The sequence below is a fragment of the Polaromonas sp. SP1 genome, from assembly GCF_003711205.1.
GTDB lineage: Bacteria > Pseudomonadota > Gammaproteobacteria > Burkholderiales > Burkholderiaceae_C > Polaromonas.
Genome location: NZ_CP031013.1, coordinates 4,423,470 through 4,438,396, shown reverse-complemented (window position 1 = coordinate 4,438,396; position 14,927 = coordinate 4,423,470). Strand labels below are relative to the sequence as shown.

Annotated in this window: 12 protein-coding genes; 8 read left to right on the top strand and 4 right to left on the bottom strand. The window is 63.7% G+C overall.

The features are described 5' to 3' along the window. Window positions 1-202: 202 nt before the first annotated feature. On the bottom strand, window positions 203-625 hold the full coding sequence (locus DT070_RS20815; RefSeq protein WP_122957116.1) for a cupin domain-containing protein: 423 nt from the start codon (window positions 623-625) through the stop codon (window positions 203-205). Between the two features lie 271 nt (window positions 626-896). Further along, complete coding sequence (locus DT070_RS20810; RefSeq protein ID WP_164483790.1) at window positions 897-4,610, bottom strand: autotransporter domain-containing protein; 3,714 nt, start codon at window positions 4,608-4,610, stop codon at window positions 897-899. A gap of 385 nt (window positions 4,611-4,995) precedes the next feature. Here DT070_RS20810 and aroC point away from each other — a divergent pair, with 385 nt between their 5' ends. Continuing rightward, complete coding sequence (aroC, locus tag DT070_RS20805; RefSeq protein WP_122957114.1) at window positions 4,996-6,096, top strand: chorismate synthase; 1,101 nt, start codon at window positions 4,996-4,998, stop codon at window positions 6,094-6,096. Window positions 6,097-6,242: 146 nt separating this feature from the next. Here the strand turns inward: aroC and DT070_RS20800 are convergent, their stop codons facing one another. Beyond that, the gene (locus DT070_RS20800) at window positions 6,243-7,127 is read right to left on the bottom strand and encodes a DMT family transporter (protein ID WP_122957113.1); all 885 of its coding nucleotides are present in this window, start codon (window positions 7,125-7,127) and stop codon (window positions 6,243-6,245) included. 209 nt (window positions 7,128-7,336) lie between these two features. Further along, window positions 7,337-8,149, bottom strand: coding sequence for an IclR family transcriptional regulator C-terminal domain-containing protein (locus DT070_RS20795; protein ID WP_122957112.1), 813 nt, complete (start codon window positions 8,147-8,149; stop codon window positions 7,337-7,339). Window positions 8,150-8,381: 232 nt separating this feature from the next. Here DT070_RS20795 and DT070_RS20790 point away from each other — a divergent pair, with 232 nt between their 5' ends. The 7 genes from DT070_RS20790 to DT070_RS20760 all read left to right on the top strand — a co-directional run bounded on the left by DT070_RS20790 (window position 8,382) and on the right by DT070_RS20760 (window position 14,919). Then, on the top strand, window positions 8,382-9,335 hold the full coding sequence (locus DT070_RS20790) for a shikimate dehydrogenase (RefSeq protein WP_122957111.1): 954 nt from the start codon (window positions 8,382-8,384) through the stop codon (window positions 9,333-9,335). 50 nt (window positions 9,336-9,385) lie between these two features. Next, on the top strand, window positions 9,386-10,540 hold the full coding sequence (locus DT070_RS20785) for an ABC transporter substrate-binding protein (RefSeq protein WP_122957110.1): 1,155 nt from the start codon (window positions 9,386-9,388) through the stop codon (window positions 10,538-10,540). An 80-nt stretch (window positions 10,541-10,620) separates the two neighbouring features. After that, a complete protein-coding gene (locus DT070_RS20780) occupies window positions 10,621-11,496 on the top strand; it encodes a branched-chain amino acid ABC transporter permease (RefSeq protein WP_122957109.1) in 876 nt (291 codons plus the stop codon). After that, window positions 11,493-12,497, top strand: a complete 1,005-nt coding sequence (locus DT070_RS20775; protein WP_122957108.1) for a branched-chain amino acid ABC transporter permease — start codon at window positions 11,493-11,495, stop codon at window positions 12,495-12,497. The genes DT070_RS20780 and DT070_RS20775 overlap by 4 nt, the downstream gene beginning before the upstream one ends. Continuing rightward, window positions 12,494-13,252, top strand: a complete 759-nt coding sequence (locus DT070_RS20770) for an ABC transporter ATP-binding protein (protein ID WP_122957107.1) — start codon at window positions 12,494-12,496, stop codon at window positions 13,250-13,252. Before DT070_RS20775 ends, DT070_RS20770 begins: the two co-directional genes overlap by 4 nt. Before the next feature lies 1 nt (window position 13,253). Continuing rightward, on the top strand, window positions 13,254-14,003 hold the full coding sequence (locus DT070_RS20765; RefSeq protein ID WP_122957106.1) for an ABC transporter ATP-binding protein: 750 nt from the start codon (window positions 13,254-13,256) through the stop codon (window positions 14,001-14,003). A gap of 13 nt (window positions 14,004-14,016) precedes the next feature. Continuing rightward, window positions 14,017-14,919, top strand: coding sequence for a 4-hydroxyphenylpyruvate dioxygenase (locus DT070_RS20760; RefSeq protein WP_122957105.1), 903 nt, complete (start codon window positions 14,017-14,019; stop codon window positions 14,917-14,919). Window positions 14,920-14,927: the final 8 nt, after the last annotated feature.

The window sequence follows — 14,927 nt, the reverse complement described above, 5'->3', positions numbered from 1 at the left end:
AAAAGTAAGCAAAAAAAGGCGACCCTGGTTCCTGCGTCCCTTCGCTTCGCTGCGGGCAACTTGCGGTGCTCGGCCCAGACGGGGTCAAAAACAACTCGCCTGCGGCTCAAACAAGTTTTTGCCCTGATCCGTCTGGTCCTCCGCTCCTCGGCGCATCCACAAGGGGCAATCGGGGGCGGGATCGGATTCGGGAGCAGGTCAGCTATTTCCAGGGGGTGGGGGGTGGGATTTCGCAGACCGGGTCTACGTCTATCGACTTGAAATCTGCCGGGCCGACGATTTCCAGGTATTCCATGTCGGGGGAGTAGTCGAACAGAAAGTGTTTGATGCCTGGGCGCTGGTGGACGACGTCGCCGGCTTCGACCAGGGTTTCCTTGTCTTCGTACATGAAGCGGGCCCAGCCTTTGGTCATGATGACGATCTGGAACTCTGCCTCATGTCGGTGCCAGCCTGTGCCTGTTTCTGGTGCCATGTTTGCTTTGACAAGGTGCGCGATGACTTTGCCGTTGGTCGCGTCGGCAATGCCGAGGTCGCGGTAGAGGAAGAAATCACGCAGCCCGCCGGAGACAAACTGCGTGTCGCCGGGTTTGACGTGCGAGAACTTGGTGGTGGTGCGGTCCAGCATGGGGTGCTCCTGTTCAGTCAAAACATCCAACCGGGGATTGGTGCAGTGCAGCAAGCATGAAGTGTTCCAGCTGGGCGGCGTCGGGTGGGTGCTGACAGGGCATCCAGAAAGAGCCCGCCTCAGCCTTCCTGGGTTGAGATGAATTGCTGTTTAAGCATAAAAAGTGCCTCTAGCCCAATCAGCATATTGGCGTGTAGCTATCAATTTAATAGCAAACTGCTTCTGTGAAGCCAGGGCGGGGCACCCATCACGCGGACAGCGCCCCCGTGCATCACCAGTTCAGGCGCAGGCCCGCCGTGAACATGAAGGCGTTTTGGCCGGAGCCTCGGTATTCGTAAGCCGCATCGGCATAAGCGCTGAGCCCGCGCGAGAGCTGGCCCGTGAGCGAGCCGCCCAGCGTCAGCGCGGTGCGTTTGAGCGGCGTGCCGGCAGCTGTGAAGGTGCCGGGTTGACCCGCCAGGCGGGAGGAGAGTGGCGAGTCGTTGTCACCCATCAAGTGCGAGGCGATGGCCGACAGCTGCAGTTTGCCGCCCTGGTCGCCCAGGGGTTTCGCAAACTTCACACCCAGCGACGCGACGGTGTTCTGCGAGCGTCGTGCGTTGACGGTCAGGTCTGCCGCGCCGGCGCCTGTTTCGGTGAAGCCGTGTTCGCTCAGTCGCGCATGGCGCAGGCCTGCCAGTGGGCGGATGTCCCAGTCGCCTGACGGCAGCGAGTACTCTGCCTGCGCGGCAAACGCCCACTCAGTGCCGCCATGGCTGGAGCGGGCGATAGCGCTTGTATTGCCGATGGTGACGGTGCGATCAGTGCTGAAGCGGTGGTTGCTGTAGGTGCCATCAAGACGCACTTGCCAGGGGCCATCGGTGTAACGCGCATATAGGCCTGCTTGCGGTGTGCTGATGCGGCCACTGGCGGGAGCTGCCCCGTTGGTGCTGGCGTCCCACTGCGCTTTGTTGTAGCCGAGGGCGGCTCCGGCCAACCAGTTCGATGTGATGGGCTGGTCATAACCAAACACAAAGCCGCTGGCGCGGTAGCGCGACGCAGCGCCGTTGCCATCGCTGCCGGTGTGCCCTCCGGTGCCTGTGGCCTGGCCCCACAGGCCGCCCACGCTTTGCAGTGCAGGGCGGTCTTGTGATTCAGTGGATGGATCGGCTGCTGCCACTCTTAGCGACGAGTCGCTCACCACATCACCCGGGCGAGTGAGCAGCGCCGGGCTCACGCTGGCGAACTTCATCGCCTTCAAGCCTGCCGTGCTGGAAGCCGAGGTGTTGGCTGAGCCCAGCCCGAAGCCGATACGTGCTGCCAGCGTAGCCGAGAAGTTACGCCCCATTGCGCCGGCGATCTGGCTGGCGGCCGCATGTGAGCTGCCAGACATCGAATCAAATGCCGTGCGCGCCTGCCCGGCCGTGAGGTTGTCGATCTGCTGGATCAGCGCGGCTGCTGCGGCATTGCCCGGGGTGTTGGCAAAGCTGTTGAGGTAGTTGGCCGTACTCGCCTGATTGGACGTCTGCGCCACGGTGCTGTAAGGAGTGTCCTCTGCCAGCTTGAGAACCACCCCACCAGACAAGTAACTGAGCGATGGCGTGAGGAAGGCCAGGTTGCTGGTGACGCCGGTGAAGGCGCCGGTGGTCGCGCCAGTCGACGTCAGGATGGTGTACCTGGTGTTGCGCGCGTAGTTGCCCGCACCGGCCTGCACATCGACCGTCCCGCCGTTGATGGTCAACGTGCCCGGAGCGCCGACCACATTGACGCGGTCGGCGTTGCCGGCGGCATCGGTCTCAACGCGGTAAACAGAACCGGGGGCAAAGGTGAGGTTGCCGTTGACGGTGAGAGTGCCGATGGAGTTGCCCGGGGCCAAAGTGCCGCCGGCCAGAACATTCACATTGCCAACCGAGCCGTTGCCACCCAGCGCACCGCCGCTGTTGACGGTGGTGGCCGAGGTGATGGAGCCGTTGACAGAGAGCGTGCCCGCATTGACGCTGGTGGCGCCCGTGTAGATACTGGCGCCGGTCAGGATCAGATTACCGGCGCCGTTCTGGGTGAGCGTGCCGGTGCCTGAGATGGAATTGGCCGCCATGTAGGCATCGCTGCGGTTGAAGGCCAGCGCTGCGTTATTGAGCACATTGCCTGTGATGGAGCCGCTGGTGCCGCCGTTGCCCACTTGCAGCGTACCGGCGGTGATGGTGGTGCCGCCTGTGTAGCTGTTGTCGCCTGAGAGGATCGTGGTGCCAGTGCCGATCTGGCGCACGCTGCCACTGCCGGAGATAACGCCCAGAAGGTTCAGCGCGCTGTCGTTGCGGTTGAAGGCCAGCGTGCCATCGTTAGCCACATTGCCCGTGATGGAGCCGCTGGCCAGGCCATTGCCCAGCTGCAGGGTGCCGGTGGCGATGGTGGTGCCGCCGTTGTAGGTGTTGTTGCCGGAGAGGATCGTGGTGCCGGTGCCGATCTGGTGCACGCTGCCGGTGCCGGAGATAAGGCCCGAGAAGGTCAGGGTGTTATTGCGGTTAAAGGCCAGGGTGCCGTTGTTATTGACATTGCCCGTGATGGAACCGCTGGCCAGGCCGTTGCCCAGCTGCAGGGTGCCGGCTGAAATGGTGGTGCCGCCGCTGTATTTGTTATCGCCCGACAGGATCGTGGTGCCTGCGCCGGTCTTGGTGATGGCGACGCTGCCACCGAAGCCGGCTGAGCCGGTTTGGTCGGCAATGACATCGGTTACGGTCTGTGTGCCCGAGGTGGGGGCCAGATTGAGCTGCGCGGTGCTGCCTTGCAGGAAGATGCCATTGCCGAAAGCGGAGCCCGCCCCTGCGCCTGAACCGGCGGCACCACCCGTCACGCTATTGCCGCTAATCTGGGTGTTGGTGCTGCTGCCAAAGGTAAGTGAGCCACCGGCCATCACGAATATGGCGCCGCCCATGCCTGCTCCACCGCCGCCGCCCACGCGCCCGATCGGGCTACCGGGAAGGGTTGCGGAGGAGCCGTTGGCTCCCCCGAAACCGCCGCTGCCTGCGGATGTTCCGGAGGGGCCGAAACTGCCGCCGCCGCCGCCCCCGAAACCGCCGGCCCCGCCGCTAAGAGCACTCCCGCCGCCGCCGCCGCCAAAACCTCCGGCGCCGCCGGTTGTGTTCGCCCCGCCGCCACCGCCGCCAAGGCCGCCACTTCCACCAGCGGCGTTGGATACATTGGCGCCGCCGCCGCCGCCGGTGTAGTTACCGCCGTTACCGGCTGATCCGGTTCCAGCAGTATCGCCAGCGCCGCCAGTTGGCCCGCCGCCGTTGCCGCCGCCAACTACTGTCCCACCCTGGCCATCCTCAAACAAACCGCCACCGCCCGATGAGACGGGTATGGCCGAAGGGCCGGCACCATTACCTCCCATGCCGCCACCGCCGCCGATGCCCGTACTGAAGAACGCAGTCGCGTTACCGCCATTTCCTCCTGTCGCGGCGTTACCGGTAATGCTCACGTTGTTCAAATTGGCGCTCGCATCGGTAGCCACAAAAACCGCGCCACCGGCCCCCATGCCGCCACCGCCTGGGCCGTAGCCCCCTCCGCCATCGCCGCCCTTGGCGTGCAGGTTGGTCATCGTCAGATCGTTGATCGTGACGTTGCCCGCGCCGACGAAGAAGCCTCGGTAGGTGCCGGCGCCATTGAGCGTTCTGCCGTTGCCGTTGATGGTGAGATCTCTGTCAATCACGCCGAGATTGGCGCCGAGGGTGATGCTGCCCATCAGGTTGATGGTGTCGACATTCGCAGTGCTGATGCAATTGACCAGGTCGGAAGACGTGCTGGCATCGCAACTGGCCGCCTGCACCTGGGGCACAACGCACCAGGCCAGCACGCAGGCGGCAGCCAGTACAGAAAGGCGCGGCGCGCGGGACGTGCTGCTTGTACTGGCCTGGCTGCCGGCGCCCCGGCCGGAACTCGCGATTTCAGAGACGACCTGGCGCACGCCCAGGGAAGGGTTGAAGATGACCCGGTGAAAGTGGTTCATGGCGGAGGTTCTCGTTGAAGGCAGAGCGGGCGGTGGAGCGGCATACGGCATCGCAGGGAAGGCCGGTAGTGCGCGTGAAATGGCCCATTAAAAAGAGCCCGGCGAGACCGCTCTGCATGGTCTGCCGGGCTTGAGGGGCTTCTGAAACGACTCTAAATTTCGGGGTGCTACCGATGGGTTACCGATTGGGTGAGTCGAGCAGAAGGCGGCAAGCAGTTGCTTCGCAGGTACAACGCTGCCGCTGTCAATGCGCGATGCGCAAGACCTGATGAGGAATGCGCAAGTTACAGCCCGCGCCGGTGCATGCCATGAAGTCTTCAGGCCCGCCGACCTCTGCAAAAGCGGCATCCGGGGCCTTTCACGCCGTCTGGGATAATCAGTCCCCATGAGCGGCAACACCTTCGGAACACTTTTCGCTGTCACCAACTTTGGTGAATCCCACGGACCGGCCATTGGCTGCGTGATTGACGGCTGCCCGCCGGGCATGGAGCTCAGCGAGGCCGACATCCAGGGCGACCTGGACCGCCGCCGCCCCGGCACCAGCCGCCACGTCACCCAGCGCAACGAGCCCGACACTGTCGAGATCCTCTCCGGCGTCTACGAAGGCAAGACCACCGGCACGCCGATCTGCCTGCTCATCAAGAACACCGACCAGCGCAGCAAGGACTACGGCAACATCCTGGAGACCTTTCGCCCCGGCCACGCCGACTACACCTACCTGCACAAATACGGCCGGCGTGACCCGCGCGGCGGTGGCCGGGCCTCAGCGCGCCTCACGGCGCCCATGGTGGCGGCCGGTGCGGTGGCCAAAAAATGGCTGGCTGAAAAGTACGGCACCACATTTCGCGGCTGCATGACGCAGATCGGCGACATTGCCATTCCGTTTGAGTCGTGGGAGCACGTGCCGAACAACCCGTTCTTTGCCCCGACAGCCGATGTCAGCAAGCTGGAAGACTATATGGATGCGCTGCGCAAGGCGGGCGACTCCTGCGGCGCGCGCATCCGCGTCACCGCGTCCAGGGTGCCGGTGGGCCTGGGCGACCCGCTGTTTGACAAGCTGGATGCCGACATCGCATTTGCCATGATGGGCATCAACGCCGTGAAGGGCGTTGAAATCGGCGCCGGCTTTGCCAGCGTCACGCAGCGCGGCACCACGCATGGCGATGGGCTCACGCCCGAGGGCTTTCAGTCCAACAACGCCGGCGGCGTGCTGGGCGGCATCAGCACCGGGCAAGACCTGGAAGTGTCGATCGCCATCAAGCCGACCAGTTCGATCATCACGCCGCGCCAGTCCATCGACACCGCCGGCAACCCGGCTGAAGTGGTGACCAAGGGCCGCCACGACCCGTGCGTCGGCATTCGCGCCACGCCGATCGCCGAGGCCATGCTGGCGCTGGTGGTGATGGAGCATGCGCTGCGCCAGCGTGCGCAGAATGGGGATGTTGTGGTGAGTACGCCGAACATCATGCGTCAGCGTCTCAGCTAACGGTTTCCAAAAACCGTTCGGGCTGACCTTTCGACAGGCTCAGGACAGGCTACGTATCGAAGCCTTCTTCGCCATGCGGGCAACCCTTCGATACCTCAGGGCGAACGGCCTAAAAGAACAGCGTTGCAGGCAACGCTTTCTGACCGTTACGGCTCAGGCGGCGCCGAGCGAAACGGGTTAAAGCCCGTGATCAATGCCGTGGCCGACAGCACCAGAATGCAACCCGGCAACATGCTGGCCGTCACCGGCTCACCCAGAAACAGCCCGCCCCAGGTCACGCCGAAGAGCGGGATCATGAACGCCGCCGACGTGGTAGCGCTGGCCGGTATTTCGCGCATCAGCCGCATGCTGATCCAGTACATAAAACCCGAGGTGAGCGTGCCCAGCACCAACACCGCTGCCACGGCGCCCGGTGTCAGCACGGCCGCGGGTGCGGCGATCCCGCCCGGCACCAGCAGAATCAGCGCCCCCGTGATATGCACCACCGCCGACGAAGGCAGCGGCGAATGGGCCATGGTCGCGCGTTTCATCTGGATGGCGCCAAAACCGTAGCTGGCCGAGGCCACCACACAGGCCAGCGCCGCCAGGATCACCATGGGCGTGACGGCCACAGGCCCCAGTTGCACCAGCAACGCGACGCCGGCGAAGCCCACCACGCAGCCCAGCAGGCGCACCCGCGTGAGCTTTTCTTCCCCGGCCAGCGCGGCCGCCATCACGCCGAAAAGCGGCGCGGTCGCATTGAGCACCGCCGAGTAGCCCGAAGGAATGATCAGCGCCGCCCAGTTGAACAGCACAAAGGGAATCACCACCGACAGCAGGCCCACCCAGGTCAGGTGCGGCCACGCACTGCGCGGCGGCCAGCGGCCGCGCAAGGTGCTCATCAGCAGGCTCAACACAATGGCCGCCAGCGTGCAGCGGGTGAGCGCGACCACCCACGGGCCGAGGGCCGGGCTGGCGATGCGAAGAAGGGGAAACGATGCGCCCCACAGGGCGGACATGGCGATCAGCTGGATGAAATGGCGGGTTTGCATGGAGCGCGCGCGGGTGGCGGCAGTCAGGAAGTGGCGAGGGAGTCGGTCTGGAGATTGTGCAAGATTCGTGAGGAGCTTGCTGGCTTGAGGGATCTTGTGAATGAAATCGGCCTATAGCCCAAGATCTGCCTTGGGTTGTAGCTCCTGAATTGATAGCGTTGCCCGTTGCCCGTTCGGGCTGAGGTATCGAAGCCTGGTGAAGCGCCGGCCTAAATCAGATTCCTCATAGCCTGCGCAGTCTCCCGAAGCACAGACAAAACCCGCCCAACCGCCTCCTCACTCGACTCATGCCCCATAGGCATGGTCACACTCAACGCCCCCACCACATCCCCATGCCGGTCGCGCAGCGGCACGGCAATCCCGCGGTAGTTCAGCTCGAGTTGCTGTTCGGAAATCGCCCAGCCTTGCGCCCGCACCCGCGCCAGCTCGATGCGCAGGCGGTCTTTGCTGGCGATGGTGAAAGAGGTATACGCCTTGAGTTCGTGGTGCGACAGCCAGTTCTCCAGCCAGGCGGTTTCACGCATGGACAGCATCAGCATGCCCGCCGCAGTGACCTGCGCCTGCACGCGTGAGCCCAGCACGTAGCCGGTGTTCATGGCGCGGCTGGAGCCGTTGCGGGCGATGTAGACGATGTCGTCGCCGTCCATCACGCTGACGTATGCGCTTTCCTGGGTGCCGGCGGTCACGCGTTGCAAAAAGGGCTGCACGATGCGCGGCAGGCGGGCCGACTCCAGATAGGACTGGCCCAGGCGCAGCACGCGCGGCGTCAGCCAGAAAAGCTTGCCGTCGCCGGCCACATAACCCAGATGCTCCAGCGTCAGCAGATAGCGGCGCGCGGCGGTGCGTGTCATGCCGCAACGGGCGCCGGCCTGGCTGGCGGTCAGGCGGGGGTTGGCGTCGTCAAAACATTCAATGATGGACAAGCCTTTTTCGAGCCCGGCGATCCAGTCGCGTTTGTCCAGCTCCGGCGCGCGCGGGGCCTGCAGGGCGTCGGAAGGCGGGGTGGGGGCGGGTGAGGTCATGCGCTGAAGTATTGAAGAAGGGCGCCGGGTGAAATCATAGGTCAAACCCTTGTTTCGTTCGATTATTGAACGTTAATGATCGATTGTCGATCAATCTGCGGAAATTCTGCTTTCTAAACGAGCTGTCAGCTTCTAAAGTTCAGCAAAATCTCCTCGAAATAGTCGATCATCGAACGTTTCGTCGAAACCAGGCAGCAAGCGCCCCAGCCCAACCAGGAACCCCTAGATATATATGCTCCCCACCATCCAGGGCAACACCGACGTGTACTTGATCCCCGGCGACCCGGTGGAGCAGGTGCGCGCGCCGGACGTCTTCAACCTGATTTTCAAAACCATGGGCATCAATGCCGTGCTGGTGCCGGTGCATGTGGCGGCGGGCGACATTGAAACCTTTGTGCGTTCAGCCTTCCTGGCCAAAAACATCAAGGGCATGTTCCTGGCGATTCCCCACAAATCGCTGGTCGTGGGTTTGCTGTCGCACTGCAATGACTACGGCCGGGTGGCCGGTGCGGTCAACGGCATTCGCCGCAACGCCGACGGTTCGCTGGAAGGCGGACTGTTTGACGGCAAGGGGCTGGTGTCGGCGCTGGACTATTTCGCCATCGGCTACGCCGGCAAGCGTGTGCTGATTTTGGGCGCCGGCGGCGGCGCTTCGGCCATTGCCGCATCGCTGGCGATTGCCGGCAGCAGTGCCCCGGCGGAAATTGCGCTCTACGACCCGGTGCCGGGCAAGGCGGAAGCCGTGGCCGCGCATATAGGCTCCGCTGCGCAGGCCGCCGGCACGCGCGTCGTGCACGCCGCCAGCAGCGACCCGTCCGGCTACGACCTCGTCGTCAATGCTTCGCCGCTGGGCCTGCAGGCTGGCGATCCGCTGCCGTGCGATGTGCAGCGCCTGGCGCCGCAGGCGGCGGTGGTCGACATCCTGATGAAGAACCAGCCGACGCCTTTCGTACGCGCCGTGCGCGCGCGCGGCCTGGTGGCCCAGCCGGGCTTTGAAATGCTGATCCAGCAGGCACCGGACTACCTGGCCTTCTTCGGCTACACCGAAGCGGCCGAGGCGGTGCGGCGCGACGCGACCTTCATCCGCGAGCATCTGTACCCGGCCGCCCTGGCGGGTGAGATCCGGCGTGTGCCGGGAGGCGGCCACGGGCAGTCTGCGCCGCTGGCGGATGCCGCAGTTTTTTGACGGCCTTTTTTTTGACGAATGCCTTGATTTTTAAACCAGAGGAGACAACCATGAAAAAACGATTTGCTCTTAAATTGATAGCGGCCTGTGCATTAACCATAAGCGCTACAGCCAGTTTTTCTCAAGATGTGATCAAGATCGCCAACATCGTTGAACTCTCCGGCGGCGGCGCCACGGCGGGCACCAACTTCAAGAACGGGGTGGAACTGGCCGTCAAGGAAATCAACGCCAGCGGCGGCATCCTCGGCAAGAAAATCCAGACCACCACGGCCGACACACAAAGCAACCCCGGCGTGGCCAAGGGCCTGACGCAAAAAGCCATCGACAACGATGTGTTTGCGATCTTCGGCCCGGTGTTCTCCGGCTCCATCATGGTGAGCATGGCGGAGTCGCGCCGTGCCGAGGTGCCCAACTTCACCGGCGGTGAGGCGTCCAGCATCACGCAGCAAGGCAATCCGTATGTGTTCCGCACCAGCTTCACGCAGGCCGACGCCATGCCCAAGGTGGCGCGCTACATCAGCGACCAGGCCAAGCTGAAAAACATCGCCATCATTTATGTGAACAACGACTTCGGCAAGGGCGGCAACGACGCCATCAAGAAGGCGCTGGCCGCAACCGGCACCAAGGTGGCGGCAGAAATTTCCACCGAGCCCGGCCAGGTCGACTTCTCGGCCGCCGTGCTGCGCGCCAAACAAAGCAATGCCGACGGCCTGTTTGCCTATTCGAACGAAGAAGAGTCTGCACGACTGTTGCGCGAGCTGAGGAAGCAAGGCTGGAACAAGCCCGTGATCGGCGAAACCACGCTGACCGGCCAGAAAGTGATCGAGCTTGCCGGCGAAGCCGCCAACGGCGCGATTGCGCACGTGGGCCTGACGGTTGACGCGCCGCAGCCGGCCATCCGCGCCTTCCGCGCCAAGTTCGAGAAGGAATACAAATATGTCTCCGACCACAACGGCATGAAGGGCTACTCCGGCATCTACGTGCTGAAGGCCGCGATTGAAAAAGTCGGCAAGCTGGACCGCAAGGCCGTGGCCGCCGCGCTGCACACGCTGAAGGTCAAGGCGGCCGACCAGCCCGGCGTGCTGATGGACGTGTCGTTTGACAGCAAGGGCGACCTGGACCGCGAGAGCTTCATGATCGAAGTGAAAAACGGCAAGCAGGAAGTGGTGGCGATTCTGCCGGCGCTGGGCGCTGCGAAGAAGTAAGCACGCAGACCGGCGTCATGCCGCGTGAGCGGCGTGGCGCCTCTTCATCTCTTCAAGCACGTACCCAAGCACGCACTGCCATGACAGACTTCCTCCAACTCTTTTTCTCGGGCCTGGCCACCGGCAGCATTTATGCGCTGGCGGCCCTGGGCTTTACCTTGCTGTGGCAGGCGTCGGGCACCATCAACTTCGCCCAGGGCGAGTTCGTGATGCTGCCGGCCTTCATGATGCTGGGCTTTATCTCGCTGGGCGCGCCCATGCTGGTGAGCTTTGTCTGCACCGCGCTGCTGGCCGTGCTGCTGCTGGGCTGGCTGTTCAAGCGCGGCGTGGTGGACCCGCTATTCAAGTACGGCATGATGCCCATCGTCGTGGCCACCATCGGCCTGTCGATCGCCATGCGCAACGGCGTGCGTGCCGGCTACAGCGCCGAGGCCCACCCGTTTGCCAGCCTCTTCCCCGACAAGCTTTTCAACATCGCCGGTGTCACCATCACCATGCAGGATGTCGGCACCTTTGCGCTGGCGCTGGTCGTCGTGATGGCCACGCAAGCCTTCCTGGCCAAGACCGTGACCGGCCGCGCCATGCAGGCTGTCGCGCAGAACACCGAAAGCGCGTCCGTGCTCGGCATCAATGTGCCGCGCATGATTTTCTACACCTTCGCCATCAACGCCGTGCTGGCGGTGGTGGCCGCCATGCTGGTCACGCCGACGTACCTCGCCAAGTTCGACATGGGGGAGGGCCTGGGCACCAAGGCGTTCTTCGCCGCCATCATCGGCGGCTTCAACAACTCGCGCGGCGCCTTGCTGGGTGGGCTCATCGTCGGCGTTTGTGAAAACCTGGCCTCGGCCTATATCTCGCCGGCCTACAAGGATGCGGTGGCGCTGGTGATCTTTATGGTCGTGATTCTGTTCAAACCTCAAGGCTTGCTGGGCAAGAAAGAGGAGCGCAAGGTATGAAGCTCCCCGGAAAACTTTCCCTGGTGCTGGCCATCGTTGCCGCTTTGCTGGTGCTGGTGGTGCCGCAGTTTTTGAAGAACTACGGCATCTACCTGCTGAGCTACTGGCTGGTGTTCATCATCGCCACCATGGGGCTGAACCTCACCATCGGTTATGCGGGCCAGAAGTCGCTGGGCCATGCGGCCTTCTTCGGCATAGGCGCCTACACCGTCGCCATCCTGATGAAGGCCGGCTTCAGCTTCTGGCTGGGCCTGCCGGCCGCGGCCCTGATCTGCTTTGTCACTGGTTTGATCCTGGGCTTTCCGGCGCTGCGGGTGCAGGCGATCTATCTCGCCTTTGCCACGCTGGGCTTTAACACCGCCATCTGGCTGGTCATGCGCAATGAAGAGTGGCTCACCGGCGGCACCTTCGGCATCAACAACATCGCGCGGCCTTCGCTCTTTGGGTATTCGCTCGAAGGCAACCTGGCGTATTACTACTTCGTGCTGGCGGTGACCTTGCTGCTGGCCGGGCTGCTGTGGGGCCTGCTGCGCTCGCCCTGGGGCAAGGCCTTCACGGCGCTGCGCGACAACCCGATACGCGCCGAAAGCCTGGGCGTGAATATCCGCCACTACACGCTGCTGAGCTTTGCGATCGGCGCGGTGTATGCGGGCATTGCGGGCGCCTTGTTCGCGTCGCTGGTGCAGTTCATCGAGCCGGGGCCTTTTAATGTGGCCGCGTCCATCATGCTGTACCTGATGGTGGTGGTCGGCGGGGCCGGCTACTTCTTCGGTCCTGTCATCGGCGCCGCGGTAGGGGTGGTGTTGCCTGAATGGCTGCGCGATGTGCCTGGGGTGTCCAACTGGTATTTGCCGATGTTCGGGGCTGCGGTGGTGTTTTTGATGGTGTGGCTGCCCGATGGCTTGCTCAGCATTCCTGACCGGATACGCGACCGCCGCGCGGCGCGTGCCGCGTCGGCCGCGCGCGCTGCGGCGACCAGCAAAGTGGGGGCCTCATCATGAGCGGCGCACTGCTGAAAGTCACGGGCCTGAAAAAAGCCTACGGCGCCATCCAGGCGGTGGCGGGTGTGTCGTTTGAGGTCATGCCGGGCGAAATCTTCGGCGTCATCGGCCCCAACGGCTCGGGCAAGACCACCATGTTCAACAGCGTGCTGGGGCAGATCACGCCCAACGAAGGCTCGATTGAACTCAACGGCAAAAACATCACCGGCCTCTCGCCGCTGGAACTCAGCCGCCGCGGTGTGGGCCGCACCTTCCAGACGCTGCAGGTCTTCGGCAAGATGACGGTGCGCGACAACCTCATCGTCGCCGCGCAGGAGCACAAGGGCAGCATGTTCAGCCGCATGTTTGCGCCCGGCGATTCGGGCCTGGGCGGCAAGGCCGACGCCCTGATCGACCAGTTCCGTATCCGCCATGTGGCCGACAAGCCCGCCGGCACGCTGAGCTACGGCCAGCAAAAGCTGGTCGACATCGCCATGGCCTTTATGGCCGAGCCCGACCTGGTGCTGCTCGACGAGCCCTGCGCCGGTGTGAACCCCAGCCTGGTGGGCGGTATCTCGTCGCTGCTCAAGGAGCTCAACCAGAACCCGAAGTTCGGCCGCAAGAGTTCTTTTGTGGTGATAGAGCACAACATGGATTTTGTGATGGACCTGTGCCACCGGATCATGGTGATGGTGGAGGGGCGGGTGATGGCGATTGGAACGCCGGCCGAGATCAGAGCCAATAAAGAAGTGCTCGGCGCTTACCTCGGGAACTGACATGAGCAACGACATCTGCATTGAATTCGACGACGTGGTGGCGGGCTACAAGGACTTCATGATCCTGAATAACCTGTCCTTCAAGGTCAGGCGCGGCTCCATCACCTTGCTGCTGGGCCCCAACGGTGCGGGCAAATCCACAGTGCTCAAAACCCTGTTCGGCCTGCTCAAGCCGCGCCAGGGCCGCATCCTGCTCGACGGCGTGGACATCTCCGGATCCACTCAAAAAGAGCTGCTGGCCAAAGGTATTGCCTTTGTGCCGCAAGGCCGCAACCTGTTCGGGCAACTCACCGTGTTCCAGAACCTGGAGCTGGGCGGCATCACGCTGGGCACCAAAACCACGCATGAGCGCATTCCCGAAGTGCTGGAGTTTTTCCCGCGCGTGAAGGAACGTTTGCATTCACAGGCCTCGGCGCTGTCGGGCGGCGAGCAGAAGCAGCTCGAAATCGGCCGTGCGCTGCTGCTGCGTCCCAAGGTGCTGCTGATCGACGAGCCTTCCATCGGCCTGTCGCCCATGGTGGTGCAGGACGTGTTCAAGCTGCTGCAAAGGCTGGCGGCCCAGGGCACGACTGTGCTGATGGTCGAGCAGAACGTGAAGAGCGCGCTGAAGATTTCAGACGACGCCATCGCACTCGAATCCGGCCAGCTGGTGCTGCACAAGCCGGCTGCGCAGTTGCTGGCCGATCCGAACATTGAGCGCCTCTTTCTGGGCGGCGGCCATGTGCCGGGCGCTGCCGTACAGGCCCCCTGAACCGGAGAACATCATGAGCACTGCCACGCAAGCCCTAGCCGCCGACCGCGAAGCGATCCCGGAAGTCGCCAACCCGCTGGGGCTGGACGGCATCGAGTTCATCGAATACACCACCGCCAAGCCGCAGGCCCTGGGCCAGGTGCTGGAGATGATGGGTTTCAGGCCGGTGGCGCGACATCGCTCACGCGAGGTCATGCTGTACCGCCAGGGCGGCATGAATGTTATCGTCAACGCCCACATCCCGGCCATGCCCGACGGCGCGGCGCCCACCGACAAGCCCGCCATCGCCGCGATTGCGCTGCGTGTGCGCGATGCGGCCGAGGCCTACCGCCGCGCGCTCGACCGCGGCGCCTGGGCCGTGCCCTCGCGCGTGGAGGTGATGGAGCTCAACATCCCGGCCATCCACGGTGTGGGCAAAAGCCGCATCTACTTTGTCGACCGCTACGAGACCTTTTCCATCTACGACGTGGACTTTGTGCCGATTCCGACGGTAGAGCCGCGCCCGCCTGCGGTGGCCGGACTGCATTTCTTCGGCGTGGTGCAGTACATCGGCAATGACCGCACCGAAGACTGGGCCGAGTTCTACCGCGAGCTGTTTGGTTTTACCGATCTGCCCGACGACCAGCGCTTCGGCATCCTGCCCAAGGGCCGCATCCTGCGCAGCCCGTGCCCGGCGTCGTCGCGCTTTTACCTGCAGCTGATCGAGCCCGAAGCCAGCGTGCTGGATGTGGAGGGCGATGAGGCCCTGCAACGCGTCGGCCTGGGCAGCCCGGATGTGCTGGCCTCGGTGGCTGAACTGAGCAAGCGCGGTGTGGAATTTGTCGAGTCACGCGGTGTGCACACCGAAGACCGCGGCGCGCTCACGCGCACCTGGATGGGCAGCGTGAGCTTTGAGCTCGTGCACAACGAACGCTGAATCGGCGG